General features: G+C 74.5%; 27 protein-coding genes and 1 pseudogene. 11 read left to right on the top strand and 17 right to left on the bottom strand.

Annotation, left to right across the window (positions count from 1 at the left end):
• Positions 1 to 58: 58 nt before the first annotated feature.
• Together OG715_RS39910 and OG715_RS39915 are read left to right on the top strand one after the other, a co-directional pair.
• A complete protein-coding gene (locus OG715_RS39910) occupies positions 59 to 1,126 on the top strand; it encodes a substrate-binding domain-containing protein (RefSeq protein ID WP_266272316.1) in 1,068 nt (355 codons plus the stop codon).
• A 192-nt stretch (positions 1,127 to 1,318) separates the two neighbouring features.
• Entirely contained in the window at positions 1,319 to 3,325 is a 2,007-nt protein-coding gene (locus OG715_RS39915) for a carbohydrate binding domain-containing protein (protein ID WP_266272315.1), read from the top strand.
• A gap of 115 nt (positions 3,326 to 3,440) precedes the next feature.
• Here OG715_RS39915 and OG715_RS42570 read toward each other — a convergent pair whose 3' ends face one another.
• Entirely contained in the window at positions 3,441 to 3,566 is a 126-nt protein-coding gene (locus tag OG715_RS42570; protein WP_407661070.1) for a hypothetical protein, read from the bottom strand.
• A 106-nt stretch (positions 3,567 to 3,672) separates the two neighbouring features.
• Positions 3,673 to 3,798: pseudogene (locus OG715_RS42575) on the bottom strand (hypothetical protein); the annotation flags it as partial.
• Between the two features lie 365 nt (positions 3,799 to 4,163).
• Here OG715_RS42575 and OG715_RS39925 point away from each other — a divergent pair.
• The 5 genes from OG715_RS39925 to OG715_RS39945 all read left to right on the top strand — a co-directional run bounded on the left by OG715_RS39925 (position 4,164) and on the right by OG715_RS39945 (position 9,052).
• On the top strand, positions 4,164 to 4,433 hold the full coding sequence (locus tag OG715_RS39925) for a hypothetical protein (RefSeq protein ID WP_266272313.1): 270 nt from the start codon (positions 4,164 to 4,166) through the stop codon (positions 4,431 to 4,433).
• A gap of 396 nt (positions 4,434 to 4,829) precedes the next feature.
• On the top strand, positions 4,830 to 5,495 hold the full coding sequence (locus OG715_RS39930) for a GntR family transcriptional regulator (RefSeq protein WP_266272312.1): 666 nt from the start codon (positions 4,830 to 4,832) through the stop codon (positions 5,493 to 5,495).
• A gap of 163 nt (positions 5,496 to 5,658) precedes the next feature.
• A complete protein-coding gene (locus tag OG715_RS39935; protein ID WP_266272311.1) occupies positions 5,659 to 5,856 on the top strand; it encodes a hypothetical protein in 198 nt (65 codons plus the stop codon).
• Between the two features lie 159 nt (positions 5,857 to 6,015).
• Entirely contained in the window at positions 6,016 to 7,821 is a 1,806-nt protein-coding gene (locus tag OG715_RS39940; protein WP_266272310.1) for a CocE/NonD family hydrolase C-terminal non-catalytic domain-containing protein, read from the top strand.
• A 451-nt stretch (positions 7,822 to 8,272) separates the two neighbouring features.
• Entirely contained in the window at positions 8,273 to 9,052 is a 780-nt protein-coding gene (locus OG715_RS39945) for a polysaccharide deacetylase family protein (protein ID WP_266272309.1), read from the top strand.
• A 20-nt stretch (positions 9,053 to 9,072) separates the two neighbouring features.
• Here OG715_RS39945 and OG715_RS39950 read toward each other — a convergent pair whose 3' ends face one another.
• The gene (locus OG715_RS39950) at positions 9,073 to 9,600 is read right to left on the bottom strand and encodes a P-loop NTPase family protein (RefSeq protein WP_266272308.1); all 528 of its coding nucleotides are present in this window, start codon (positions 9,598 to 9,600) and stop codon (positions 9,073 to 9,075) included.
• A gap of 48 nt (positions 9,601 to 9,648) precedes the next feature.
• Entirely contained in the window at positions 9,649 to 10,509 is an 861-nt protein-coding gene (locus tag OG715_RS39955; RefSeq protein ID WP_266272307.1) for an NAD(+)/NADH kinase, read from the bottom strand.
• A 185-nt stretch (positions 10,510 to 10,694) separates the two neighbouring features.
• On the opposite strand from OG715_RS39955, the gene OG715_RS39960 reads away from it, so the two are divergent.
• Complete coding sequence (locus OG715_RS39960) at positions 10,695 to 11,057, top strand: UBP-type zinc finger domain-containing protein (protein WP_266272306.1); 363 nt, start codon at positions 10,695 to 10,697, stop codon at positions 11,055 to 11,057.
• 24 nt (positions 11,058 to 11,081) lie between these two features.
• On the opposite strand, the gene OG715_RS39965 is transcribed toward OG715_RS39960, so the two are convergent.
• Positions 11,082 to 12,026 (bottom strand): DUF5996 family protein, encoded by a 945-nt coding sequence (locus OG715_RS39965; protein ID WP_266272305.1) that lies wholly within the window; start codon positions 12,024 to 12,026, stop codon positions 11,082 to 11,084.
• A 188-nt stretch (positions 12,027 to 12,214) separates the two neighbouring features.
• On the opposite strand from OG715_RS39965, the gene OG715_RS39970 reads away from it, so the two are divergent.
• Complete coding sequence (locus tag OG715_RS39970; protein ID WP_266272304.1) at positions 12,215 to 13,144, top strand: alpha/beta fold hydrolase; 930 nt, start codon at positions 12,215 to 12,217, stop codon at positions 13,142 to 13,144.
• A 90-nt stretch (positions 13,145 to 13,234) separates the two neighbouring features.
• Here the strand turns inward: OG715_RS39970 and OG715_RS39975 are convergent, their stop codons facing one another.
• Together OG715_RS39975 and OG715_RS39980 are read right to left on the bottom strand one after the other, a co-directional pair.
• Complete coding sequence (locus tag OG715_RS39975) at positions 13,235 to 14,233, bottom strand: LysR family transcriptional regulator (protein ID WP_266272303.1); 999 nt, start codon at positions 14,231 to 14,233, stop codon at positions 13,235 to 13,237.
• Positions 14,203 to 15,534: an FAD-dependent monooxygenase gene (locus tag OG715_RS39980; protein WP_266272302.1), complete on the bottom strand. Its 1,332-nt coding sequence runs from the start codon at positions 15,532 to 15,534 to the stop codon at positions 14,203 to 14,205. The genes OG715_RS39975 and OG715_RS39980 overlap by 31 nt, the downstream gene beginning before the upstream one ends.
• A 175-nt stretch (positions 15,535 to 15,709) precedes the next feature.
• Between OG715_RS39980 and OG715_RS39985 the strand changes: the two genes are divergently transcribed.
• The gene (locus OG715_RS39985) at positions 15,710 to 16,636 is read left to right on the top strand and encodes a LysR family transcriptional regulator (protein ID WP_266272301.1); all 927 of its coding nucleotides are present in this window, start codon (positions 15,710 to 15,712) and stop codon (positions 16,634 to 16,636) included.
• A 16-nt stretch (positions 16,637 to 16,652) separates the two neighbouring features.
• On the opposite strand, the gene OG715_RS42580 is transcribed toward OG715_RS39985, so the two are convergent.
• Positions 16,653 to 16,883 (bottom strand): helix-turn-helix domain-containing protein, encoded by a 231-nt coding sequence (locus tag OG715_RS42580; protein ID WP_407661071.1) that lies wholly within the window; start codon positions 16,881 to 16,883, stop codon positions 16,653 to 16,655.
• On the opposite strand from OG715_RS42580, the gene OG715_RS39995 reads away from it, so the two are divergent.
• The gene (locus OG715_RS39995) at positions 16,795 to 16,977 is read left to right on the top strand and encodes a hypothetical protein (RefSeq protein WP_407661072.1); all 183 of its coding nucleotides are present in this window, start codon (positions 16,795 to 16,797) and stop codon (positions 16,975 to 16,977) included. The two genes, OG715_RS42580 and OG715_RS39995, sit on opposite strands and share 89 nt — an antisense overlap.
• 108 nt (positions 16,978 to 17,085) lie before the next feature.
• Here OG715_RS39995 and OG715_RS40000 read toward each other — a convergent pair whose 3' ends face one another.
• From OG715_RS40000 to OG715_RS40040, 9 genes are all read right to left on the bottom strand, one after another.
• The gene (locus tag OG715_RS40000; RefSeq protein ID WP_266272299.1) at positions 17,086 to 17,688 is read right to left on the bottom strand and encodes a dihydrofolate reductase family protein; all 603 of its coding nucleotides are present in this window, start codon (positions 17,686 to 17,688) and stop codon (positions 17,086 to 17,088) included.
• A 4-nt stretch (positions 17,689 to 17,692) separates the two neighbouring features.
• Entirely contained in the window at positions 17,693 to 18,175 is a 483-nt protein-coding gene (locus OG715_RS40005; protein WP_266272298.1) for a GNAT family N-acetyltransferase, read from the bottom strand.
• 160 nt (positions 18,176 to 18,335) lie between these two features.
• A complete protein-coding gene (locus tag OG715_RS40010) occupies positions 18,336 to 19,649 on the bottom strand; it encodes a cryptochrome/photolyase family protein (protein WP_266272297.1) in 1,314 nt (437 codons plus the stop codon).
• Between the two features lie 112 nt (positions 19,650 to 19,761).
• Positions 19,762 to 21,675 (bottom strand): sigma-70 family RNA polymerase sigma factor, encoded by a 1,914-nt coding sequence (locus OG715_RS40015; RefSeq protein ID WP_323182190.1) that lies wholly within the window; start codon positions 21,673 to 21,675, stop codon positions 19,762 to 19,764.
• Positions 21,676 to 21,788: 113 nt separating this feature from the next.
• A complete protein-coding gene (locus OG715_RS40020; RefSeq protein ID WP_266274539.1) occupies positions 21,789 to 22,532 on the bottom strand; it encodes a phosphotransferase family protein in 744 nt (247 codons plus the stop codon).
• A gap of 129 nt (positions 22,533 to 22,661) precedes the next feature.
• A complete protein-coding gene (locus OG715_RS40025) occupies positions 22,662 to 23,936 on the bottom strand; it encodes an NAD(P)/FAD-dependent oxidoreductase (RefSeq protein ID WP_266272296.1) in 1,275 nt (424 codons plus the stop codon).
• A gap of 129 nt (positions 23,937 to 24,065) precedes the next feature.
• Complete coding sequence (locus OG715_RS40030) at positions 24,066 to 24,581, bottom strand: hypothetical protein (protein ID WP_266272295.1); 516 nt, start codon at positions 24,579 to 24,581, stop codon at positions 24,066 to 24,068.
• A 133-nt stretch (positions 24,582 to 24,714) separates the two neighbouring features.
• Positions 24,715 to 25,686 (bottom strand): hypothetical protein, encoded by a 972-nt coding sequence (locus OG715_RS40035; protein WP_266272294.1) that lies wholly within the window; start codon positions 25,684 to 25,686, stop codon positions 24,715 to 24,717.
• Between the two features lie 190 nt (positions 25,687 to 25,876).
• Positions 25,877 to 26,512, bottom strand: coding sequence for an HD domain-containing protein (locus tag OG715_RS40040; protein WP_266272292.1), 636 nt, complete (start codon positions 26,510 to 26,512; stop codon positions 25,877 to 25,879).
• Positions 26,513 to 26,565: the final 53 nt, after the last annotated feature.

Genomic DNA, 26,565 nt, shown 5'->3' on the forward strand with positions numbered 1-26,565 from the left:
TGGGCAGATCACCTCGCACCGACCGGAGCGAACCGCAGGGCGAACCGCAGGGAGTGACATGTCGATCTCGGCCGACGAACGCCGCACACGCATCGTCGACGCGGTGCGGAGCCTCGGATCGGTCCGGATCACGGAACTCGCCGAGCGGCTGGAGATCCCCGCGGTCACCGTCCGCCGCGACGTCGCGGCGCTCGCCGAGGCCGGCCTGCTCCGCCGCACGCACGGATCGGTGTCCTCGGCGGCCGCCGTCACCGGCGGGGACGCCCCCGCACGGGGCGACGGGCCCTCGATCGGACTGCTCGTCCCGGCCGTGGGCCAGTACTTCGACGAGGTCATCGCCGGGGCCAGGGCCGCCGCCGCCCGGGCCGGCGCGAGCCTGGTGCTCGGGATCTCCTCCTACGAGGCGAGCGCCGACCGCGTCCAGGTCGAGCAGTTGCTCACCTCGGGTGCGCAGGGGCTGCTGCTCGCGCCCAACTGGACCCCCGCCGACGGCCCCGAGGGCCGGGAGTGGGTCGAGGGCCTCCCCGTCCCGGCCGTGCTGGTGGAACGCCGGCCGGCCCCGGGGAGCGCGGCCGAGGAGCTCGACTCGGTCGCCTCCGACCACCGCCACGGTGTGCTCCTCGCGGTGCGGCACCTCGCCGCGCTCGGCCACGGCTCGGTCGCGCTGGTCGCCCGCCGGGACACCTGGACGGCGCACGAGATCCGCGCCGGCTACGCCGAGAGCTGCGCGCTGCTCGGCCTGCCGGTGGAGCCCGTCGTCGACATCGTGCGCCCGGTGGCGGACGCGGAGGACGTGGCGGACACCCTGGCGGAGGCCCACGCGCGCGGCGTCCGGGCGGTCCTGGTCCACAACGATCAGGACGCGATCCAGCTGCTGCCGCTGCTGCGCGCCCGCGGTCTCCAGGTGCCCGGCGACCTGGCGATGGTGAGCTACGACGATGTGCTGGCGGAGCTCGGCGCCCCGCCGCTGACGGCGGTCGCGCCGCCGAAGCGGGCGGTCGGGGCCGAGGCCGTGGCGCTGCTCCTGCGCCGGCTCGGCGGGGACGACGCGCTCCCCGCCCACCACCTCCTGCTGCTGCCCCGGCTGACGGTCCGCGAGTCCTGCGGCGCCACCCGGTCGAGCTGACGGGCCGCCGGTCGGGCCGCCGGGAGCGGGTGGGAGTTTCGCCCAAGCGTCGATCACATGGTCAATTGGCTGGTTTTTCGACCGAACATTGATCAAGTGGATCGCGATGCCTTGACCCGGTCAGATGGCCGTCCTATGGTGCGGGCGGGCGCCCACCCTCCCTCCTCCCTCCCCCACCTCGGGAGTCCCCCCATGCACCTGAACCCCACATCGAGAAGCGCCGCCGTGCTCGCCGCAGCCGCCTCGCTGTTCCTCCTCCCGCTGTCCGGGCCGGCACCGGCTGCCGCAGCCGCCGCGGGCGGCACCACCCGGTACCTGGACTGCTCGGCCGCGTCGAACGGGGACGGCGGCCAAGCCACCCCGTGGAACAGCCTGGCCACCGCCAACGCCTACGTCTTCGGGCCCGGCGACCGGCTGCTGCTCAAGCGCGGCACGACCTGCACCGGCACCCTGAAGCCGCAGGGGTCCGGCAGCGCCGCCGCACCCGTCACCCTCGCCGCCTACGGGACCGGAACGGACCGGCCGGTCGTCGCCGGCAGCGCCTCCTCCACCGAGAAGGCCGCCGTCCACCTCTACAACGTCGAGCAGTGGGAGATCCGCGACCTGGAGATCACCTTCAAGGACACCGCCGCCACCAAGCGCGAGCGCAACGGCCTGCTGGTCGAGGTCGCGGACCTGCCCGACGGCGTCGGCACCCACTACGTGGTCGACGACGTCTACGTCCACGACGTCAACGGCGACGCCACCAAGTGGTCCAACGGCATCCAGTTCCGGGTCTCCGGCACCACCACCCCCACCAACTTCGACGACGTCCTGGTCCAGAACTCCCGCATCGACAAGGTCGACCGGGAGGGCCTGACCAACCGCACCACCTGGATGTGCCGCCCCCAGTACGGCGCCGGCGACGACTGCGGCACCAAGAAGAACTGGCGCGCCAGCACCCGCCTGGTCTTCCGCGGCAACACCATCAGCAACACCGGTGGCGACGGCATCGTGCTGCGCGCCGCCGACCACGGCCTGGTGGAGCACAACACCGCCTACGACCTCGCGATGCGGCCGATGGGCTCCAACGCGGGCATCTGGACGATCAACTCCGACGACAGCCTGATCCAGTACAACGAGGTCCACCACGTGCGCCGGCTCCCGGACAACGGCGACGGCATGGCCTTCGACTCCGACTACGGCAACAACCGGGCCGTCTTCCAGTTCAACCACAGCCACGACAACGAGGGCGGCTTCATGCTGTTCTGCGGGGCCTGCGGCTCGGGCTCCAGCTCGACCGGCACCGTCGTGCGCTACAACCTCAGCCACCACGACAAGGACCGCTGGCTGGCCTCCTCCGGCGAGGACAGCGCCGACCTGTACCAGAACACCGTGTACTTCGCGGCCGGCTCGACCGCGGACATCGTCCAGGACGGCTACGGCACCACCCACGCCCGCTTCACCAACAACGTCTTCCACAACCTCGGCACCGGCGGCTTCGACGGCCTGAACAACCAGGGCACCTACCACCCGGCCGAGTTCACCTGGGCGGCCAACACCTTCTTCGGCAACCACCCGGCCAACGAGCCGGCCGACCCGGAGAAGAAGACCTACGACCCGCAGTTCGTCAACGCGGGCGGCAGCAGCCCGGCGGACTACAAGCTGGCCGCGGGCTCGCCGGTCCGCGGCACCGGGACCACGATCCCGACCCTCGGCGGCAAGGACTACTTCGGCAGCCCGCTCCCGCAGGTGTGCCGTCCCGACCGGGGCTTCCACCAGGCGTCCGTGTTCGACGACAGCGCCTGCAGCCCGGTCAACGCCGTCCGCAACTCCGGTTTCGAGAACACCGACCTCAACCCCTGGACCAGCTACGGCGGCGTCACCCTGGACACCGGCACCAAGCACAGCGGCAGCCGCGCGGTGAAGGTCGGCCCCGCCCAGGCCGCCGCCGAGCAGATCGTCCAGGTCAAGCCCGGCACCAGCTACACCCTCGCCGGTTGGGGCAAGGTCTCCGCGAGCGGCACCGAACTCTCCCTCGGCGCCAAGCAGTACGACGCCACCGCCTCCACCAGCACCGTCTTCACCAGCACCGCGTTCACCCAGCGCTCCACCACCTTCACCACCGGCCCGACCGCCACCACCGCCAAGATCTACTGCTACGCGCGCACCGGCACCGGCTACGGCTGGTGCGACGACATCACCCTCCAGGAGAACTGACACCCGCCCCGGGCACTCAACGCCGGTTCCCGAGTACCTGACCCAGGGTGCCCGGCGCCGACCGTCCCACGGTCCTGCCCCGGCGCCGGACCGTCCCAGGGTCCTGCGCCCGGGGTCAGGCCGTGCGCGCCGACAGGACGAAGGCGAACGCGGCCGGCTCGGCGGTCAGCCGGTGCTCGAACAGGATGCCGGGCCCGCAGGAGGTGGAACCCGGCCCGTGCTGGGCGTGGTCGAGGTTCAACCACACCGTGTCACGCCGGATTGCCCTCGATCCGTACCGAGGTGACGCCGTCGTCGAGTTCGGCCCAGCGTACGTCCGCCCGGGCGCCGTTCTCCTGCGGGCACACGTACCGCGTCCCCAGCGCGTCGACGTCCGGCCGGTGGAGTCCGATCCGCTCGGCCGACCGGGCGTCCGTCGGCCGAGTCGTCCCCGCCCTCGCTCCCGTGTGCTTCGTGCTCCGGTTCGGGTGGATCGGGTGGCGCTCATGGGGACTCCGCCGCGGGCGATCGCCCCCGCCTCCGCCCTGGAGATCGTGGCCGTCCCGTTCTGGGGCCGGCTCTCCGACCGGGTTGGCCGGTGCCGGGTGGTCCTGGCCGGCCTCTCCATGTCCGTATCCTTCGGCCCCCCGGGCCGCGGAACGGCACCGTCAGCCGCTCCGCGGCCCGGGTCCGTTTGTGCGGACGCCGCCGGGGCGGGTGCCGGGTGAAGGACCCGGCGACGGAGCCGGCCGTGACGCCGGTGAACGCCTTGCGCGTGACTCCACGGCCCCGCCGAGTGGTGGGGCCCGTACCGGGGGTTGAGGTGCGGACACCGGGGTGCATCGGCCAGAGTGAACCTGTGAGCATCCTCGTCCTGCTCGAAACCGAACTCGTCCGCACGTCGGCGGTCGGCGCGACCACCGACTACGTCGAGGGCGTGCGCGCCGTGCACGCGGCGCGGCCGGCCCCGGAGTCGCCTGGGGATCCCGGTGACGCGACCTTGTGCGGCACGGGAACCGGCCGGATGCGCAGGGACCCGTACCGGGCGCCCGGGGCCGACGCGCCGTGGTACCCGCCGGAGTGGAGCACCAGGGTGTGCCCGTACTGCGACCGCGCGGTCCGGGCCTGAGGCTCGACGTGCCGGGACGCCGCAGGCCGGAACGGCAATGCCACGGGAGCTCCTGCCCTCGTGGTCGTCGGCCTTGCCGAGCGGCGGGAATATACGAAATGAGCGCCAGGCGGTGTTGCCGTTTCGTGTTGTCGACGGGACGGCTTCTCCCGCCGGCCTGCATCCCGCCCGCAGCCGTGTCGCACTCGCACCCGTGGGGGCCGCTGCGGGTGCCACCGGGGCGGCTGCCGCCTTCGAAGGCCGCGTGGTTCGGGTCCAGCGTCCGTAACCGACCGGTCGGCGGCCCGCACCGGCCTCACACTCTCCCTCGCTGTCCCGCCGCTCCGGTTCGAGTTCCGGGTCCGCGCCTCCCGACCCGCCCGCCGGTATCCGGGGCATATCGAATACGATGAGAAGGTGACGCAGGCGAACTGGGCACGGCTGCCCGTGGTGAGGAGCAAGGCCGACCTCGTCTACGACAGCCTGCGGGCTGCCATCGTCGAGGGGGACCTCAAGCCGGGCGAGCGCATCAACATGGATGAGCTCGCCCGGAGCCTCGGCGTGAGCAAGATCCCCGTTCGCGAGGCCGTCAAGCGGCTGGAGGCGGACGGCCTGGTGGTGTCCCGGGTGCACTCCGGGGTGACCGTCGCCGAGGTGGACGCCGCCGAGATGCGCGGCGTCTTCCTGGCCCGCGAGGCGATCGAGGGCCTGGTCGCCGGGCTCGCCGCCGAGCGCGTCACGGACGCCCAGCTGGCCGGGCTGGAGTCGGTCCAGCAGCAGATGCGCGGGCGCCTGGGCACCGGCTCGCTCCAGCGCCTGCCGGAACTCAACTCCGAGTTCCACCGGATCCTCGCCGAGGCCGCCGGCTACCGGGTCCTGGCCGCGCTGACGGACCAACTGCTGCTCACCGTCCGCCGCCACCGGATCTCGGCACCGGTCGGCCCGGAGAACTGGGCCCAGGTCATCGCCGAGCACGACGGGATCGTGGCCGCCCTGCGCCGCCGCGACCCGGTCGCGGCTGCGCAGGCGGCCAAGGCCCACATCAGTGCCCAGGCGGACCACGAGGTCGCCGACAAGGACTGAGTGGTCGCCGAAGTGTGGCGGCCGAGGGTGCGGTAGCGGACGGTCCGACCAGGATGTCGGCACCTGCCGCCGTGCGAAGTCGTCAACCGACGCTGTCGGGTTTCCGGTGCCGCCGGCGTCGCGTGCGGCGCGCTGGACGACGGCGTGGGTGTCGTCGGCGGCTATGACATTCTGGCGGATCATGCTGCCGCCCGCCCTGCTGAACTACTTCCAGCGGCAGCGGCAGCGGCAGCGGTTCACGGGTGCGGACTGCGGCGCGCTGTTCCCCGGGGTGTCGATCTCGATCCTGCCGATGATCGGCCTCTACGCCTGGCTCGGATGCCGCCTCACCGAGGGGATCACCATGAGGGCCGGCAAATGAGCGGGGTGTGCCGGTTACCGGTGTTGACGCGGGCCCGCCGGGGGTCACTCGTTCGAGTGGAGCTGACTGATCGTCAGTTTGTGTCCGCCGTACCGGAACATGATTCGCCCGAACGGTGCCCGGCACGGGCGCCCTGCTGATCACAGAAGGGCACTTCGTATGACTACTGCTGGTGGAGAGCCGACCCCCTCGGTCACCGACGCGACACTCACCGACATCGCCACCCACGGTCTCTGGCGCGGTGCGAGCCTCGACATCAACCCGTCGGTGCTCGCTGTCGCCAAGGCGCTGCTCGCGGCCGTCCAGGGTACGGGGACGGACGCCGTGCTGCCCGAGGAGCTGCGGGAGCTGGCGGCGGGCGTGCGGCAGCGTGCCCAGGTCACTCTCCCCCGCATCACCACGGCGGACGGCTTCGGGCTATCGGCGTTCGCGATCAAGCAGAGCGGTTCCGAGCAGCGCCCGGTGGTGATCGTTCCCGCCGGCTGGAACCCCTACGGCTGGCTGCCCTTCGTCTTCGGCTACCTCTCGCTGGCGGCGCGCGGCTACCACGTGCTGGCGTACACCCCGCGGGGCATCGGCGCACCGGGCCTGGTGTCCACCTCCGAGGGGTTCGTCGACGTCGCCGGCCCGAAGGACTGGGCGGACGGCTCGCTCGTCATCGACTACGCGCAGGAGCACCTCGACCCGAGCAAGGTCGGCTTCCTGGGCCTGTCCTACGGCTCCGGGATCAGCCAGCTGGTCGCCGCGCACGACGAGGACAACCGGGTCGCCGCCGTGGCCGCGCTGAGCACCTGGGGGAACCTCGCCACCAGCCTCTACGACCACGGCACCCGGCACGAGGAGGCCGTGCGGCTGCTGGTCGGGTTCACCGGTGGCGAGGAGGCGGACAAGTTCGACGAGCCGACGCGGGAGATCCTCCAGTACTTCCGGGACGGTGAGCACATGGACCGCGTGGTGGAGTGGGGCACCGAGCGCTCCCCGGAGACCTACGTGCGCCTCACCAACGGGCGCCGCATCCCGACCTACTACTCGAACACCTGGCACGAGGGCCTCTTCCCGGTCGGCGAGGCGATCGACACCTTCGAGAAGCTCACCGTCCCGAAGCACCTGAACCTCTGGATCGGTGACCACGGGGCCCCGGAGGGCACCGGCATCAGCGGTGTGTCGAGCGGACTGCCCTTCCCCGGCCTGCTGACGCCGATCCGGGAGGCGTACGCCTGGCTGGACCACCACCTGCTCGGCGCGGACAACGAGGTGTCGGACTGGCCCGTGGTCAACAGCCAGGTCATGTTCACCTACAAGACCGCGCCGGTCGTCGGCGGCGGCCGGCTGATCACCGCCCCGGCGCGGCGCGAGCCGCTCGATTCCTGGTCCGATGCCAAGGTCAGCAGCGAGGCCTGGTACCTGGGCGGCAACGGCGGCGAGGGCGACGGCACCCTGTCCGACAAGCCCTCCAAGGGCTGGAGCCGGGACTTCACCGCGGGCCGCGAGACCGCCGCCACCGCGATGGACGACATCATGGCCACCGGCCAGAAGGAGTGGTTCGGCAACCCGAAGGAGTACCGGCCGGCGTCCTTCGAGCGGGACCGGCTGCTGCTGTGGTCCACCGAGGCGCTGGCGGGGGGCCGCCGGATCCGCGGCTCTGCCGGGGTCAGGCTCGCCGTCCGCGCGGAGGCGGCCGACTCCGTCACCCTGGTCGCCTACCTCTTCGACGTGGCCCCGGACGGCAGTGCCCGGATCATCACCCACGAGCCCTTCACCGCCACGGATCTGAGCGCCGGCACCGCGCGGACCCTCGACTGGAAGCTCCAGCCGGCCGCCTACGACCTGCCCGACGGCCACCGTCTCGCCCTGGTCGTCAACAGCCGCGACAAGCTCTACGCCTTCACGGGTGTGCCGGACAGCACCACGACGATCACCTCCCCGGCGCAGGGTGAGGCCGTCCTGGAGCTGCCGCTCGGCTGACCGGCCTCGCCGGCCGCGACCACCCCCCGGCCTCAGCAGGTCGTGCCGGGCCGCACCGGGGTCAGCCCGGTCAAGTAGCCGTTCACGGCACCGTCGACGCAGGCGTTGCCGCGCCCGTACGCGGTACGGGCGCGGCAACGCTGCTCCCTGCGGCGTAGCAGCGACGATGACGGGGAGTGACGACGGCGGGGCCTCGGTCGACGCGGGGATTGGGCTGCCGGAGCGGTCTCGTGCACCCGTAGCAGTGGTCGTCTGAGCAGGTCGCCGGGGGAGCGGGCAGGCATATGGCATGCCATCCGATCGTCAGATTGTCTCGCGAAGAATGCTCATGCTCGGGGCCGGGCTTTCACTCCTCGGGGTCGGCGGGTGCCACGGGGACTTCCGGGGACCACCCCGCGGCGAGCAAGCGGCCGCCGGTGGACCGGACGTCGCCCCGGACGCTGCCGAGTCCGTGGCCCCCGCCCCGACCGAGTCACCGACCCCGGCGCCCGCGCCGAACAGCGCGGCACTCGCCACTCCCGCACCCGCCACTCCCTCGCCCGCCACCGGCACCCCGGCGCCCGCCACCGCCACCCCCGCGCCCAGCAGCCCGCCCGCGTCGGCGGCCGAGCCCTTGCCGCGCGTGGTGACCGCCGCCGAGAGCCGACCGGTGTACGAGCTCGACGCCGGGCGGAAGGTGGTCGCCATCACCGTCGACGACGGACCGGATCCGAGGTACACACCGGCCGTCCTGGCACTGCTCGACCAGTACGGGATCCGGGCCTCCTTCTTCCTCATCGGCGAGAACGCGAACGCGCACCCCGACCTGGTCCGGGAGGTCGCCGCGCGCGGCCACCACATCGCGAACCACTCCTGGAGCCACCCCGACCTGAGCGGCCTCTCCGCAGCGAAGGTGCGCGACGAGCTCGGACGCACCTCCGAGCTGCTCGGGCGGCTCACCGGCCGGGCGCCGACGTGGTTCCGCGCCCCGGGCGGCGGCTGGTCGCCGACGGTGCTGAAGGTCGGCGCCGAGCTGGGGATGCGGCCGATGGCCTGGTCCGTCGACCCGCAGGACTGGGCGACGCCGGGGACGGACGTCATCACCAAGCGACTGGAGAAGGAGCTGCGGCCGGGCGCGATCGTCCTCACCCACGACGGCGGCGGGGACCGTTCGCAGACGGTTGCCGCGCTCAAGACCTTCCTGCCGCTGCTGATCGACTCCGGTTACCGCTTCACCGCACCCCCCGGCTGACCGGCTTCCGGCGGCCTGCGTCAGCTCGCGCCCGGTCGCCCCGCCGTCCGCAGCCACGTGCGGGCGGCCCGCGCGGAGGTCAGGTGGACCACGGTCAGGCCGGGGTGGGCGGCGAGCCGGTCCAGGGTCCGCCGACGGTGCGCGGAGTGCCGTGTCCAGGCCCAGCGGATCGGGTGCTCCGGCTCCAGCCAGTGGCGGAAGCTCTCGCGGTTGCCGTTCCACAGCTCGCGGCGGGTGACCGCGCGAACCACCGAGCGGTGCAGGACACGCTGCATGACGGTGCGTCGGGGCAGGTCGAGCCAGACGTAGGTGTCGGCACGGGCCGGCAGCAGGTCCCCCAGCTTGCCGGTGTACTGGTCCTCGACGACCCAGCGCCCGGTCGCCGCGAAGGACTCGACGTCCGACCGGAACTCGGGGCGCGGCGTCCAGCCCGGGCCGTGGTGCAGCGCGTCCAGCTCGTAGCGGGGCAGGTCGAGCAGCACGGCCAGCCGGGCCGCCATCGTCGTCTTCCCCGCCCCCGACACCCCGGCGACCAGCACACGTTCCACGGCCACCACCCTAGAGGAGGACGGCGCCGCCGCCGGGGTCGGCCTGGATCAGCCGGGTTCTGCCGAGCCGGTGAGGCGGAGTTTGCGCTGCGCCCGCTGGTAGAAGGTGGTCCGGCCGAGCCGGACGACGCGGGCGGCGGCGGGCAGCATGGTCACCTCGACGTCGTCGCCCGGCGCGACACGGCCGACCAGGCGGCCGTCCGCCTCGACGGCGAGGTCCCCGCTGTGCGGGAGGACCTCCAGGTCGAGCCGTTCACCGCTGGAGAGGAAGACCGAGCGGTTGAACGCGGCGTGCGGCGCCACCGGGGTGATCAGCAGCCCCTCCGCGTTGGGGGAGACGATCGGGCCGCCCGCGGAGAAGCTGTACGCGGTGGAGCCGGTCGGCGTGGCGGTGACGATCGCGTCGGCGGTGTAGGCCACGAAGGGCTGGCCCTGGACCCGCACGGCGACCGCCGCAGACCGGTGCCCCGGGCTGCGCAGCAGCACGATGTCGTTGAGCGCCGTCTCCTCGGCGGTCCCGAACCGCGCGTGCACCCCGGAGCGAACCTCGACGGTGAAGCGGTGGGCGTCGATGGCGTCCAGCGCGGCGGGGAGTTCCGGGATGTCGACCTCGGCGAGGAAGCCCAGCCGACCGACGTTGACGCCGAGGACCGGTGCGTGGCCCCCGGCCGCGAGCCGCATGGTGCGCAGCATGGTGCCGTCCCCGCCCAGGCTGATCAGCAGATCGGCGCTCGTGGTCATCTCCTCGGCCCCCACCGGGATGGCCTCGCAGCCGATCCGGGACACCTCCGCCGCCAGCCCGACGACCTTGGTGCCCCGGGCCCGGCTCCAGCGGACCACGGTGTCCACGGTGGGTGCGCAGGTGCGCTCGGGATGGAGGACCAGGCCCACCGTGCCGATGAATCCCATCCGGGTCACCTCGATGTCGGCCGGGGGAGTGCTGCTCCCCTCCAGTCACGCACAGCCGCGCGGGTGCTTCAAGCCCGGACGCCGCCGGTCGCGGAACCTCCGTCGGAGTCGGATGGTGGATGTCGGACGGTGGATGCCGGACGGAGACGTCCGACGGCTCCGGCCCCGATCGGGAGGTATGTCCGATGGACGACGAGCAGCAGGACCAGGGGATCGACCCGGCCGTGCCGCCGAGCGGGGACGGCTGCGTGGAGTGCCTGGCGGGGGACGGGCCGGGGTGGTGGTTGCACCTGCGGCGGTGCGCCGCGTGCGGGCACATCGGCTGCTGCGACTCCTCGCCCTCGCAGCACGGCACCCGGCACGCCCGGGAGGCGGGCCACCCGTTCCTGGCCAGTTTCGAGCCGGGGGAGGAGTGGTTCTGGAACATCGAGACCGAGCAGTACTACGAGGGACCGGAACTCGCGGCCCCGGCGGCGCACCCGCTCGCCCAGCCGACCCCCGGCCCGCTGGGCAAGGTCCCGGCCGACTGGCAGTCGCACCTGCACTGACCCGCCCGGTCGGCTCGGGGCCGGTCAGGGCGGCGGGGCCGACAGTCCGGGGTCCGTGATGCCACCAGGGCAGGCCAGCCGGTCGACGTCCCAGCCGGCCCGGACGGCACCGGCCCGGTACGCGGCCTCGTAGAAGGCGAGGACAGCCGCTCTCGGGTCGGCCTCCTCACGTACCTCCGCGTAGCGCAGGACGGCCAGGTGGCTGCCGTTGGCCTCCACCCACCGGGCGGCGGCGGGTTCCAGCGGGTCCCCGGCCAGTTGCTCCGGCTCGGGGGCCGTGTAGGAGTAGAAGGCCGGCTCGCCGAGGTCGGCGTCCCCGAACCAGAAGCCGAAGCTGATCAGTTCCCGGGAGTACGCCTCGCGGGTCACCGGGTCCGCCGCCGTCGGCCGGTCGAGGGCGCGTCCGGAGAACCGGGTGTGCGCCAGGTCGAAGGAGTGCCAGAAGAAGTGGACCGGGCTGGCCTTGCCCGAGAAGCGCGCCGAGAACTCCTCCAGCACCAGCGCGACCTGGCCGAGCACCTGCCAGGCGCGGTTCGCCAGGACCGGATCGTACGTCGTGTGCTCGACGTCCTCGGCGAACGGCCGGTCGGTGTCGGGCAGCCGGTAGGGCCGGGGGAACGGCAGCTCGACCCGGATGCCCAGCGCGGCCAGCGTCTCCAGGGTCTGCCGGTGGAACGAGGCGACCGAGTGGCCGGGCAGCGGGAAGGACGCCGTCCTGCCGTCCGCCACGGTGACGACCAGCCGGTGGTCGACGAGGTCGAGATCGACGGTGAAGACCGGGTTGCCGTTGATCAGCCCCATCGGCCGGGTGGTGAGCCCGCGCCCGGTGAGGTGGAAGGGCACGTTCCACCAGTGGTTGCGCCGCACGCTCGCCGCGAGCCGGATCTTGCCGACGACCTGGGTGAAGCGGTGCAGCGTCTCCTTCGTCTCCCGCCACTCGTCGAGTGGCATCGCTGGAAAGAGCTCCATCGGGTGACCTCCTGCCCGTCGGCCGCACTTCCATGATGAGCACGTCGGCCCGGAAGCGCAGACGGGCGCAGACGGGCGCAGCGGGGCGGACCGGGCGGGACCGGGTGCGCGCGCCGGGCCGGGCTTGTCACAGGGCCTCCGTACAGTCGTGGTCGCACGTGACGACATTCCGGCGGGAGCGGAGCCCGATGGTGGACAACCGGCGCGCGGTCGAGGTCGAGGTCGAGATCAAGAAGGTCGAGGTCGACGGTGCGGAGCTGGCAGCCGAACTGCACGGCGATCCCGCCGATCCCGCGATCCTGCTGATCCACGGCGCCGGACACTGCCGGCTCAACTGGCCGGACGGCTTCGTCCGCCGACTGGTCGCGGGCGGCCGGTGCGTCGTCCGTTACGACGCCCGGGACGCGGGCGCTTCGACGACCTTCCCGGTCGGCGCGCCGCCGTACACGCTGCCCGACCTGGCCGAGGACGCTGCGGCCCTGATCGACTCCCTCGGGCTCGGGCGCGCCCATGTGCTCGGCATGTCCCAGGGCGCCTCGGTCGGCCAGCTCCTGGCACTCGACCACCCCGACCGGGTGGTGACGCTCACCCTCGCCTCCGGTACGCCCGGCATCCCCGGGCAGGAGCAGCCGGACCTGCCGCCCGTGTCGGAACGGCTCGCCGCCTTCTTCGCCCAGGTCGAGCAGGACGCCCGGGTCGAGCAGCCCGCGTCCGCCCGGGAGGCCGTCGTCGAGTCGATCGTCGAGGGCGAGCGCCCTTTCGCCGCCGCCTCGCGCCCGTTCGACGAGGACGGGGTGCGGCGGCTGGCCGCCCGGATCGTGGACCACGCGCGCGACCTCGCGGCGCAGTCCACCAACCCCTACCTGCTCGACGCCGGTCCGCCGTGGCGCGCGCGGCTCGGCGCGATCACCGCGCCGACCCTGGTGCTGCATGGGGAGGAGGACCCGCTGTTCCCGCCGGAGCACGGGCGCGCCCTGGCCGCCGAGATCCCGGGCGCCCGCTTCCTCGCCCTGCCGGGCACCGGCCACGAGGTCTTCCCCGAGCACACCTGGGACGCCGTCGTCACGGCCGTCCTCGCCCACACCGCGAACCGGAACGACCCGCCCCGCCCGGCCTGACCGGAGCGGTCGTTCCCGCCGGACCGGTGACGACCGCCGCGGTCACCGCGGCCCCGGGTCGGCGGGCACCCTCCGGGCGTCCCGCCGACGTCATCGGCGCCCGCGAGCAGCCGCCGCCGGTGCCTCGACGGCGCCGACGGGGGCGACGGTGACCGGGGCCGGAGCCGGGGCGACGCTGGCCACGCCGGGCGGGGCGAGAGCCGGCGCGACCTCGTGGACGGCGTCGGTGAACACCCGCACCCGAGCGTCGACGTCGTCCCGGCAGCGCCACACAAGCCCCTGTTCGACCGGCGGAGCGTCACCGACCCGGACGAACCGGAGGTCCGGGCGCTGGTAGAGCAGCGGCAGCTGCCCGTCACCGGGCACCATCGCCCGCCCGGCCGCGACCAGGGCCACCGCCTCGGCGTAGGTGCCGCAGGGCTCACCGTGGCGGGCGATGGCCCGTCCGCCGGGGGTCTGCCGGGGCATGTGGAAGTCGACGAAGTAGCCCGGGACGCAGGCCGGCAGGTCGACGAAGGTCTCGCCGCCGAGATCCTCCAGCGTCACCGTGCCCCGGTCGGCGAGCCGGTGCCCGGCGGGCAGCACCAGGAAACGGGGGCCGCGGGTGACCACCGCGCCCACCGTCAGGTCCGGATCGTCCACCGGGAGCGTGGTCAGCAGCAGGTCGGCGCTCCCGTCCCGCAGCTGCTCCGCGTGCTGGTGCAACTGCGTCTCGACCACCCGGACCGCGCCGCGCGGGTTGCGGTGCTCGAAGACCTCGCGGGCGGCGTGCACCACCCGCCCGTTCTGCGCGCCCATGAAGCCCACGGTGAGCGTGCCGGTGACACCGCTGCCCGCCAGCTCGGCGCGTCGCAGCGCCCGCCCGATGCCCTCCCACAAGGGCTGCAGATCGTCCCGCAGGCCCTCCCCGACGGCGGTCAGCGCCACCCGGCGGGAGCTGCGTTCGAACAGCGGGGCGCCGATCCGCCGCTCGATCCGCTTCACCGTCCTGCTGACCAGCCCCGTGGTGACGTGCAGCCGCTCGGCGGTGCGGCCGAAGTGCAACTCCTCGCAGAGCGTCAGGAACGTCTCCATCTCGGCGCGTTCCATCGTCGGACTCCCCCCGGATTGTCGGACCGATGGACATGATCATGCCCCACCGATCGCTCCGAGGGTCGCGGCGGGGACCGTCCAGGACGGGTGGGTGTTGACCTGGGACACGGTGGCCCCGCCGAGCCGCCGGTAACGGGCCGCGATCCGTTCGGCCAGTCCGGGGGCAGCGGCCCGGGGTGCTCCTCGGCCCGCGCGATGGTCTCCTCCGGTCCCAGCTCCCGATTGGCCAGCACGATCGCGTTGACGGTCGGCCGGCGCATCCGGTCGTAGCGGTCGAGCGCGGCTGCGGCGTCCTCGTCGCGCGCCAGGCACCAGGCCAGCACCCGGCTGTCGACGACGGACTGCGAGCCGCCGTTCATGCCCATGGGGAACATCGGGTGCGCGGCGTCGCCGAGCAGGGTGACCCGGCCGAAGCTCCAGCGCGGCAGGGGGTCGCGGTCGGCCATCGGGTACTCGACGATCGCCGGGGAGCGTTCGGCGAGCACCCCGAGATCGATCCACGGCAGGTGCCAGGACGACAGTGCGGCGCGGGCCTCCGCGGCGGGGACGCGACGGCCCGGGCCTCCCGGGGGCGGGGCGGACGGGCCGTGCCTCACCTCCAGCACCCAGTTCACGAGGGTGTCGGCGGTGGCGGTCGCGCTGTCCTCGATCGGATAGGCGACGAACTTCGCGCCGGGGGTGCCCCCGGCCACCACGACCGTCCGGCCGTCGAGGACCCTCGGGTGCGGTGCGACCCCGCGCCACATGTGGACGCCGTTCCCGTTCGGCGCTCCCTCGTCCGGGTACAGCCGGCGGCGGACCGAGGAGTCGAAACCGTCGGCGCCGACCAGGACGTCGGCGGTGTCGACCACGGGCCGTCCGCTCGCCCGGTCCAGGAACCGGGTGCGGACGCCGTCCGCGTCCTGCTCGAACCCCTGGAACAGCAGGCCGGTACGGACCGAGTCCGGTCCCAGCCGCTCGCGGACCGCCGCCAGGAGCAGCAGTTGCAGGCGGCCGCGGTGCACGGAGTACTGCGGCCAGCGGTACCCGGCGGCGCGTCCCAGCGGTTCCTCCCAGACCGTGGCGCCCGCCCGGTCCCGGTAGCTCAGCCGGTGCGGGGGCAGTGCGACGGCGGCGAGTCCGTGCTCCAGGCCGAGTTCGGCGAGTTCCCGGACGGCGTGCGGCAGCAGGTTGATCCCGACGCCGACCGCCTCGACCTTCCGCGCCGCCTCGTACACCCGGGGCGCGAAGCCGGCGGCGTGCAGGCTCAGGGCACAGGTCAGTCCGGCGATGCCGCCGCCGACGACGGTCACTCTCATCTGTCTGCCCTCGCACTTCGCCGGAGCCGCGGGTCCGGCCGGTACCCCGGTTACCAGCATCGGCGCCCCCGGAGCCCGGGTCCAATAGGCGTTGGTGATGGCAGCCGTCACGGCCGCTGATCGCACCCCGGCTGCAACCACGTCTCCCAGCTGCCGAATTGATAGTTTGTCGGCCATGGAGCTCCGTACGCTCGAATACTCCGTCGCCGTGGCGGAGGAGCGCTCGTTCACCAGGGCGGCGGCCCGCTGCCATGTCGTCCAGCCCGCGATCAGCCAGCAGATCCAGGCCCTGGAGAAGGAGTTGGGGGAGCCGCTGTTCGAACGGCTGCCCCGGCAGGTGGTGCTCACCTCCGGGGGTGCGGCCCTGCTTCCGCACGCCCGGGCCTGTCTGGCCTCGGCCGCCTCGGCCGTGCTGGAGTTCGCCGAGCGGTCGGGTCTGCTCGGCGGCTCGTTCGCGCTGGGGACCGTCGGGGGGCTGGAAGGCACCGGCGTCCCCCGGCTGTTGGGGGAGTACCACCGCCGCTACCCCCGGGTCGCGGTGAGTCTGGTCGGGGCGTCGAGCCCCTCGCTGCTGGCCAGGGTCCGCGCCGGGGAGATCGACGCGGCCGTGGTCGCCGGGCCGCCGGACGGTGAACCGGCCGGTGTCGCCTCGCGGGTGCTGCTGGAGGACCGGATCGTCGCGGTCCTCCCCGCCGGCAGTCGACCTGCGGACCGTCCGATGCCCCTCGACGAGGCGGTCCGGGGCCCGGTCATCAGCTACGGCCCCGACAGCGGGGTGCACGCGTTCGTCCGGGCCGCCTTCGCCGCGGCGGACCTGCGACTGGACATCGCCTGTGCGACGAACGACGTCGCCCTGCAACTCGCGCTGGTCGCGGAGCGGATCGGCATCGCCCTCACCTCCGGCGCGAGTCCGGTGCTGGCCGCCGACCGGCGTTTCGCCGTCGTGCCGCTGGAGCCCGCCGTCCGGTTGCGGAAGGTGTTCGTGTGGCGGGAGGGCACCCGGCCGAGCGCGCCCCTGCGCGCCTTCCTCGACCTGTGGACGGAGCTGTCGGACCGCCCGGCGTCCGCCGCCGCCGACCCCGGTGCCGCCGTCGACGGATGACCTCCGGCCGGCCCCGTCACCCCCGGGCGGGGAACTCGGGCGCGGAGCGGGCGGTCTCGCGGTAGTGCCGGGGCGACAGGCCGGTGGCCCGTTTGAAGGCGGTGCTGAAGGCACTGTCCGAGCCGTAGCCGAGCGAGGCGGCGATGGCGGACAGGGGCGTGTCCGTGGGAAGCGCCCACGCCCAGGAGAAGCGCCTCAAGTCCTGGGGCAACAACGGCTCCGGCCAGCTCGCCAACGGCACCACCACCGACAGCAGCACCCCGGTCACCTCGCTCACCGCGCTGACCGGTGTCGACAAGATCGCCGCGCCCGTCGGCGGTGACTTCAGCCTCGCCAACTGAGGCCCGTCGGCAGTGACTTCGGCCTCGCCGGTCGAGTCTCGGCCGACCGATCCCGGCCCGCGGGGCGGTGGACCCTCCGAGAAGTCCGCCACCCCGCAGGCCGGCCGGTCAGGCCGCGGCCCTCGCGTAAGTGAGGAAGGCCGTGCCGCCGGGCAGCACCGTGTGGTCGGTCAGGGTGAAGGTCCGCGGGCTCACCCCCTCCTTGCCCTTGCCCGCGAACAGCGGTGTGCCCGCCCCGACGGTGACCGGGTTGACCTTGAGGACCAGCTCGTCGATCTCCGGGTAGAGGGCGCCGGCCAGCTCCGCGCCGCCCACCAGCCAGATCCCGCCGCCCGCCTCGGCCTTGAGCTCCCGGACCCTGGCCGCCGGGTCGGTGGACACCAGCTCGACGGCCGGAGCCGGCGCCTCGGTGAGGGTGCGGGAGAACACGAGGTGCCGCAGGTGCGGATAGGCGTCGGCGACGCCGGCGTCCAGGCCCACCTGGTAGGAGCGGCGCCCCTCCAGCACGGTGTCGAAGCGCGTCCCCGTCGCCGTGATGCCCAGGGCCTCGCGGGCCGGGCCCGGCAGCGTCTCCGGGTAGTGGGCGACCAGGTGCTCCAGATAGTCGGGGGTGACGGTGAAGAACCCGTCGGGCCCGGTCGGGTCGCCCCCGTCGGGACCGGCGATGAACCCGTCCAGGGTCGTGGCCACGAAGTACGTCAGCTTGCGCAAGTGATCAGCCCTCAAGAACGTAGTAGTGAAGGTTGTCGTCGGAGGAGGTCCGACGCAGCCCGGCCTTCTCCAGCACCCGCTGCGAGCCGGCGTTGTCATGGGTGGTGTCGGCCAGCGCCCGCCGGACGCCGCCCTCGGCGAACCCCCGGTGCAGCAGTGCCAGCAGCGCCTCGGTGGCGTAGCCCCGGCCCTCGACCTCGGGCGCGACGCCGTACCCCAGCCCGACCGTGCCGTCCGCGTCCGGCAGGCCGAAGAAGCCGATCCCGCCGATCACCTGGTCATTGCTCAGCAGCTCGATCAGCTGGGGCTCGAACAGCGGCTCGGTGCGCGGCGCCGCGAGGAACATCCGCGCCACGGCCCGGTCGTCCTCGCGGGGGAAGCCGGGGCTCCAGCCGCTCCCCGGCCGGTCGCCGGCGGCCACCCGCTCGGCTTCCTCGGCGGTGTACGGGCGCAGCCGCAGTCGGTCCGTTTCAATACTGAAAGTCATTTTTTGATCCGATTTCAAGTGCTTGTCGCCCGCGGTACCGGTCGAACACGTACGACGGTAGACGCGACAGCGCTGTCCGTAAATCGGTCACCACGACCCGATCCGAGGTGGATCCGTGCGCCGACCTGGGCTGATCCCCCGGGCCCGACGGCCGGGGCGGTCAGGGGCGCCCGTGCTGGAAGCGGGCGTTCAGGGCCTCGGGGTCGAGGATCGACGCCGGGTAGTCGGCGGTGAACAGCCAGGGCCGGTGGACGGAGGGGCCCGGCAGGTGGGCGAGTTCGGGGACCCAGCGGCGCACATAGGCGCCGTCGGGGTCGTAGCGGTCGGCCTGGCGCAGCGGGTTGAGGACCCGGTTGGGCCGGGTGTCGGTGCCGGTGCCGGCGACCCACTGCCAGTTGAGCTGGTTGTTGGCCACGTCGCCGTCGACCAGCAGGGAGAGGAAGTGGGCGGCGCCGACCCGCCAGTCCAGGTAGAGGTTCTTGGCCAGGAAGCTCGCGGTCAGCAGCCGGGCGCGGTTGTGCATCCAGCCCTCGTGGGCGAGCTGGCGCATCCCGGCGTCGACGATCGGGTAGCCGGTGCGGCCCTGCCGCCACGCCTCCGCCTCGGCCTCGTCGTGGTGCCAGCGGTCGTCCCGGTCGCGGTAGTCGCGGCGCGCGGCGTCGGGGCGGGCGGCGAGGACCTGGTGGTGGAAGTCCCGCCAGACCAGCTGCCGGACGAACGCCTGCGCGCCGGGCCCGTCGTGCCGCAGGGCGCGGGTGACGAGTTCGGTGGGGGAGAGGCAGCCGAAGTGCAGGTAGGGGGAGAGCCGGGAGGTGTCGTCCGCCGCCAGGTCGTCGTGGATGTCGGCGTAGGCGTCGATGTCCCACCGGCGCCAGCGGGCCCGGGCCGCGCTCTCGCCGCCGGGCGGCAGGCCGGGGGAGGTCGCGCCGTCGACGAGCAGGGTGTCGCTGCGGATCCCGTCCGGTGTGGAAAGTGTCCTGGGGGCGGTGAGGACGGTACGGCGGGGGGCCTGCTGCCAGGCGCGGTGGTACGGGGTGAAGACCGCGTAGTGGTCGCGTCCGGCCGGGGTGACCCGGCCCGGCGGGAGCACGGTCACGGAGGCGTCGTGGACGTGCAGGCGGTCGCCGAGGAGCTTGCGCAGGTGCTCCTCGCGGCGCTGGGCGAAGGCGGTCACCCCGGCGGCGACATGCACGGTGGCGGCGCCGGTCTCGGCGGCGACCCGCGCCGTCTGCTCGGCGGCCCCGCCCCGGCGCACGGTCAGCCGGGACCCGATCCCGCGCAGCGAGGCGTCCAGGTCGGCGAGGCAGTCGGCCAGGAAGGCCTGTCGGTTGGGGGCGGCGAAGCCGACGGCCTCGACGGCGGGGTCGGAGACGAACAGGGGGACGACCTGGTCGGCCGAGGTGCGCGCGGCGTGCAGCACGGGGTTGTCGTGCAGGCGCAGGTCCTGGGTGAACAGGGCGATCGATACGGTCACGGGTGGTGCCTCGCAGGTGGCGCGGTCGGGGACTTCGGGTTGCGGGGGTTCGGGGTTGCCGGATTGCGGGTTTCTTGTTCCGGGCGTCGGCGGGGCGGGCCCCGGCCGGGCGTCAGGCCGTGACCGCCTCCTCCAGGAGGTCGACGGCGCCGGCGAGCGTACGGGGCGTCGCGGCCTCCTCCGGGGCCCTGGTCCGGCCCCAGCCCGGACCGGCCGCGACCACCGTCGCCCGGCCCCGGGAGCCGCGCGGGCCCCACACCCCGGCGCTCACCTGGCGCACCAGCCCCCGGTCCGCGGTCTGCCGGTCCTGGGACCAGATCATCACGGCGCCGGGCCCGAGCCGGTGGACGGCGTCGAGCAGCGCGCGGGGCGGGACGGCCGCGCCCAGCATCCGGAACGGGAGGGCGCGTTCGGTCAGGGCCGCCGCCGTGGCCTCCAGCGGGAGGGTGTGCTGCTCGCCGGGCGTCGCCGCCAGCAGCACCGGCCGCACCGGCCGGACCCGGACGGCCTCCACCGCCGCACCGCGCAGCACGCTGGAGACGTGCCAGGACAGCAGGTGCTCGACCTCGACGTACTGCTCGCCGTCGACCGCCCACTTGCGCCCCACGGCCTGGAGCGCGGGCATCATCACCTCGGTCCAGGCGTCGACCACGCCGAGCCGTTCGACGGCCCCGCGCAGGATCGCGGTGACCTCGGGTGCGTCCAGCCGTACCGCGGCCCGGGCCAGGCCGCGGCATTCGGGGCTCACCGTTCCGACCCGCAGCGTCCGGCTGCCACCGGGGGCAGGGCCGGGTGCGCCGTCCTCGGGGCCGGTGCTGTCGGGGCCGGTGCTGTCGGCCGGGCCGGTCTCGTCGATCAGGTCGGCGGTGTCGGCCCCGCGCCGGGCCAGCGCGGCGCGGGCGGCCTCGCCCGGTGGCACGCCCCTGGCCGTCAGCCGGCACATCGCCTCCAGGACGGCGATGTCCTGCGGGCTCCAGCGGCGGTGGTGCCCGGCGCGGCGGTCGGCGGGGCCGATGCCGTAGCGGCGCTCCCAGGAACGGACCGTCGTGGGCGACACCCCCAGACGCCGGGCGACCCCTCCGGTGGGCAGGCCCGGTTCGTCGGCGTCCCGGGCCTCCTCCTGCGGGGTGCGCGGCGTCACCACGGCCAGGACCTCCCCGCGGTGGGGCCCCCGCGGCCGGGGTGCGGATCGGGCGCCCCCGGGGGCGGGACGTCCGGGGCGGGCGGTCGGTCGAGAGCCATGGTGTCCTCCCGCGGAGCGGACGGTCCGGGCACCGGGGCACCCGGCGCCGTGCTGGGGGCCGGTCGGCGATTCTACGATCACGGTCGCCCTGCGGGGCGTTCTGTCGGTGCCCGCCGGTCCGGTGGTGTCGGTGCCGGTGCCGGCGACTGGGCTGGTGACGGGGCTCCGGTCGGGAGCCCGGCCGGGGTCGAACGTGTCCCGCAGGCGCCGCAGGCCGTCACGGATCCGGGTCTTGACCGTGCCCAGCGGCAGCGCCAGCCGCTGGGCGATCTCCCGCTGCGTGTACCCGCCGTAGTAGGCCAGGACCACGGCCTCGCGCTGCGCCGCGCTCAGTCCCGCCAGCGCGGACCGCACCCGGACCCGGTCGAGCGAGCGCGCCGCCTGCTCCTCCGGCGGCTCGCAGTCCGGGTCGGTCTCCGGGAGGGCGAGCCGCCGCTCCCGGTCGGCGGCCGCGCGGGCCGAGCGGACGCGGTCGACGGCGCGGTGGTGGGCGATGGTCAGGACCCACGCCAGCACCGTGCCGCGTTCGGGCCGGTAGGCGGCCGCCGTGCGCCACACCTCCAGCAGCACCTCCTGGGCGACCTCCTCGGCGTGCGCCGGACTGCGCAGGGTCCGCAGCGCCGTCCCGTACACGGGCCCGCTCACCGCGCGGAAGAGCAGCTCGAACGCCGCGTCGTCGCCCCTCGCCGAGCGCGTCAGGAGACCGCGCAGATCCCCGGCCTCCGCCCCGGACGGTCCGGGGTCGAGGGCGGCGTCCTCGCATACCAGCGCTCTTGACCTCACCCGTCCACCGTGCAGCGATCCGATGCACTCCGCCCACTCGCGTCGTTTGTGCAGCGTTTCCGCATCGAGTCGAACGGCGCCCCGGAACCCGGACGCGCGGACGACGCGGGGCGTCAGAGCCGGGCCCTCAGCACGTCGATCTCGCAGCCCGGCGCGGACGGGTCGAAGCCGTGCTCGGCCAGCCAGCGGACCGTCAGCAGGCTCCGCAGCACCCACCACGCGCGGATCACGTCGAGGTCGGAGCCCGGCCCGGCGCCGTACCCGGCCAGGACGTCACCGAGGCGCTCCCGGTGCCCGAGCGTCAGGAGGGCCAGGTCGAACAGCGCGTCACCGCAGGCTGCCTCCGACCAGTCGATGATGCCGGTCACCTGCTCGTCCTCGACGAACACATGGCTCGGCTGGAGGTCGCCGTGCACGAACACCGGGGTCCACGGGCGGAGCGCGGCCTCCGCGATCCGGCGGTTGCGGGCGACCAGGTCGCGGGGCAGCACGCCGTTGGCCACCAGCCACGCGCACTCGGCGTCGAGGGCCGCCGCGAGTTCGTCGGCGCTCCGTCCCGGCCAGGGCGGCAGCGGCGCGTCGTGCAGGGTCCGGATCGCCGCACCCGCCGCCGCCCACGCCGCCGGGGAGGCCGTCGACGGCCGGCCCAGCAGTCCGAGCGCCCGCCCCGGGAGGGCGGCGATCGCGAGCACGGGCGGTCGGTGCCAGAGCACCTCGGGGGTCGGGACGGGCGCCAGAGCCATCGCCCGGACCTCGACCCCGGCGCGCGCCCGGTCGCCGTCCACCTTCAGGAACACGTCGCCGACGCGCAGGGTCGCCCGCTCGGAGTGGGCGACGACGACCTCGACCTCGTCCACGGTGGCCTCGTCCATGGCGGTCAGTATCCCGGGGCCGCGCCCGGGCCGCCGGGATTTTTCTCCGGGCCTCCCCGGGCCCCCGGGCCTCAGCGGTTCGGACCGGAGACCGGCCCGGACCCACCCGGACCGTCAGGGCCGCGCGCCCGCCAGGTCGGCCGACACCTCCCGGGCCGCCCGTGCCCCCGAGGCCAGCGCCCCCTGCAGCGAGGCCGTCGCCCGGTGGTCCCCGCAGACGTAGCGGCCCGGCGCGAAGCGCGTCGTCCGGCTGAGTTCGAGCGGCGCCGGACCGGCCGGCAGCGCCTCGGGGATCCGGTAGGCGGCGAGCGGCTCCCAACCGGACACGTCCACGCCGTACAACTCGCCGGCCCGCCGCCGCACCGCGCCCTCGTCCGCCGCCACACCCGGCACGGACGTCGACACCAGCGCCCGCCCGTCCGGGGAGCAGTCCGGCACCACCTCGGACAGCACGACGGTGTTCAGCACCGGCCCCCGCGAGTCCACGACCAGCAGCGGTCCGTCCAGCGGGCGGACCGGGGCCGCGTGGTAGAACGTCGTCACCGCCCGCGCCGCCGGAACCTCCAGACCCGGCAGCAGCCGGGCCGCCGGGCCCGGGCCGGTCGCCACCACCACCGTCCGCGCCCGTACCCGCACCCCGTCGGCGAGCACCACGCCCTCCGCCGTCAGCCGGTCCACCGGCGCACCGCACACCAGCCGCCCCGGCGGCAGCCCGGCCGCCAGCTGCCGGGGCACCGCCCCGATCCCCTGCTGCGGCAGGCACAGGCTCCCGCGCAGCATGCTGCGCCACACCAGGTGGAACATCCGGCTCGACGTCTCCAGCCGGTCCTCCAGGAACACCCCCGCCAGGAAGGGCCGCAGCACGCCCTCGACGGTGCGCTCCGAGACGCCCGCCCTCCGCAGCGCCCGCGCGGTGCTCGTCTCCGGCATCCGCTTCAGCAGGGCGGCGGGCAGCACCGCGTCGCACAGTCCCAGCAGCCCGAGCGCCACCAGGTCGCGCGGGGGGAGCGCCCCGCCCATCAGCACGTCGAGGGCCCGGGCCGGACGCCGGGTCGGGTCCAGCAGCAGGCGCGACCGCTCGCCGTCGGCGAGCAGGATGCCGGGCGTGAACGGGTGCAGCCGCAGCGCGGCGAGGTCGAGGCGGCGCCGGACCTGCGGGTACGCGGTGTTGAACACCTGGAAGCCCCGGTCGAGGCGGAACCCCCGCACCACGTCGGTGCGCATCCGTCCGCCCACGTCGTCGGCGGCCTCCAGGACCAGCACCTCGCGACCCGCCCCGGCCAGGTCCAGCGCGCAGGCCAGTCCGGCCGGGCCCGCTCCGACCACGATCACCTCGGCCGCCTCCGGCAGCGCCGGGACGGTCGGGTCCTGCTCGGTGTGCTGGGTCATCGCCCGTCCTTCCGTGCCGTCCGGTGTTCTCGGTGGTCCGCCCGGCGGCGGTCCGTCCGGTGTCATCGGCGGTTCGGAGCGCGGCGACGGATCGGATGGGTACCGGGAGCGGGGCCGGGCTGTCGGACCTCAGTCGAGAGCGACGGTGAGGATGTCGTCCTCCCGGGAGAGGTGCTCGATCGTGACGGACCCGGCGGCGGCGTCGTAGGTGCCGGTCCCCCCGGTGACCGCGAACACGTGCGACCACTGGCGGGGGGCGACGAGGACCTCGGTCAGGGCGGGCAGCGGCCGTTGGAAGGCGGTCGAGGCGGTGATCATGCCGTCACCGAGGATCAGGACCAGCGAAGCCAGGACCAGCGCCCCGTCCGGCCCCACGGTCACCGGGGTGCACTCCGCGCTCTCGGTGCCGACCGGGTTGCCGTCCGCGTCCCGCAGCTCGTAGTGGACGAAGTAGGGCGTGCCGGGGACGAGCACGTCGGGGAGGTCGGCGGCGGTCCGCTTCCCCGTCAGGGTGATCGTGTTCGCCCGGTCGCGCGCCGGTCGGCGGCCCTCCGCCCTGGCGGCTCCGCCGAGCCCGCCGGTGATCCCCGCCCCGGCCGCCGCCAGTGAGGTGAGCCGAAGCGCGTTCCTGCGGTCGATGGTCATACCGGACTCCCTGGTGCTCGCCGTTCGGTGGGCACGGGGTGTGCCACCGGTTGACGGATCACCGGGCGGAGGGGGCGGTCACCGTTCCGGGTGCCGCATTCGCCGGAACGGCCTACCCGGGCCGGGGCGGCCGTCAGTCGACGCGCAGGGTGAGCGCGACGGTGTGCAACTGCCCCGAGGTCTGGAACTGGAGGAACACCCGCCAGTTGCCCGGCTCGGGGAACAGCGCCTGGAAGGTCAGCTCGGGCCCGCCGCGGTCGCCGTCCACCGTGCCCGCCGGATGGAGGTGGGCCATGGAGAGGTCGCCCTCGTGGAAGGCGCTGAGGTGGGCGTAGGCGTCCAGGTAGGGCTGGAGGTCGCCGACCGGGCGGCCGTCCCGGCTGACGACGGCGGTCAGCCGGTGCGCCCCGGCGGTCGGCCGCGCCGTCAGCGTGACGGTGTAGCCGTCGGCGGTGGCGGTGCCGCCCGGGGCGGGCAGCGGCACCGGGGCTGCCTCGCCGGGCACCGTCACGGTCCGGCTGAGGACCAGCTCGGCGGCGTGGGGGCCGGTGTTCGGGACGAAGTCGGCGTACAGCCGCCAGGTGCCCGGGGCGAGGGCGGCGAGCGCGGCGGTCCAGGTGCCGTCCCCGGCCAGGTCCGGGTGGAGGTGCTGGAAGCCGGTGAGGTCGTCGCGGATGGCGTAGAAGTGCAGCTTCTTGGTCTGGTGGACGGCGAAGTCGGTGACAGGGGAGCCGTCCGGGCCGGTGACGGTGAACCGGAGGTCCGTCGCCCGCCCGGCCGTCGGCCCGGGGTCCGCGAGGTCCAGCCGGTAGCCGTTCCGCTCGGCGGCGAGGCCTGCGGCGGCGGGGTCCCGGGCGTCGAGGTTCTGGGCGTCGCCCGCCGGGTGGTCCATCCCCGGCATGCCCGCCATGTCGGCCGTGCCGGGTGTCCCCGCGGTGGCTGCCGAGGGCGCGGCCGGGACGGTCAGCGCCATCCCGAGCACGAGCAGCACGGGCACGCACGACGCGAGCAGCCAGCGGCGGGCGAGCGGATGCGCGAGCGGTCCGGCGGGGGACGGGCGGTCGGCGGTCGGTCGGGCGGGCGGTCGGGTGGGCGGAGCGGTCATCGGCGGTCTCTCCCGGGGCGGGCGCGGTTCGGCGGACGCCGGGTCCGGAGCCCGGACTCCTGCCCGGCGGGACCGGACCGGCACCCGACCAGGAGACCGCCGCCGGCCCGCGCGATAACCGAAATCTCCGCGCGCCCGTCCGCCCGTCCCGCCCGCCCGTCCCGGGCCGCCGCGGCCGACCGGTCGCGCCCTACACGCCCCAGGCGCAGGACGCGGCGTCGCGCTCCAGGGAGGTCACGCCGTCGGCGCGCCGTTCGCGGAGCAGTTCGCCGCCGAGGGAGTAGCGGGGCGCGGCGGCCTCGGACCGGGCGGCGCGTTCCACGATCGCGTCGACGAGAGTGCGGACCATGTCCAGGCGGGGGTGGGCGGCGTGGATCCGCGGCGCCCAGGCGGCGACGAGGTCCGCGTTGCGCCCGAAGTCCGCGCCGACGCCCTCACGGGTGAGGTGGCAGAGCAGGCCGCGGCGCTCGGCGATGCCGGGCGACGCGTGCAGGGCGATCGCCTCCCACACCCGGTCGACGTCCGTCTCGGGGACGTCGTGGCGGCGCAGCACCTCGGCCGCCAGGTCGGCGCCCTCCACCTCGAACCGGGCCTCCCCCTTGGCGAGTTCGCCCGCGCCCAGGTCGTGCAGGACGGTGGCGGCGAACAGCAGGTCGCGGTCGTAGGCGGCGTCGTCCAGGCAGCCCAGGTGTGCGGCGAGGATCTCGGCGAACAGGAAGCTGCGCACGCTGTGGTTGACCAGCGAGGGGCTCTCGGAGGTCCGCGCGGCGGCGAGGACGGCCTCGGCCAGCGGGCCGGTCGGCAGGTCGGGCGAGAAGGAGTCCATGTCCGCAGGCTACGGAGACGGAGCCGGACCGCGACAGTGGCACGAGGGCCGGT

This window comes from Kitasatospora purpeofusca, assembly GCF_036010405.1.
GTDB lineage: Bacteria > Actinomycetota > Actinomycetes > Streptomycetales > Streptomycetaceae > Kitasatospora > Kitasatospora purpeofusca.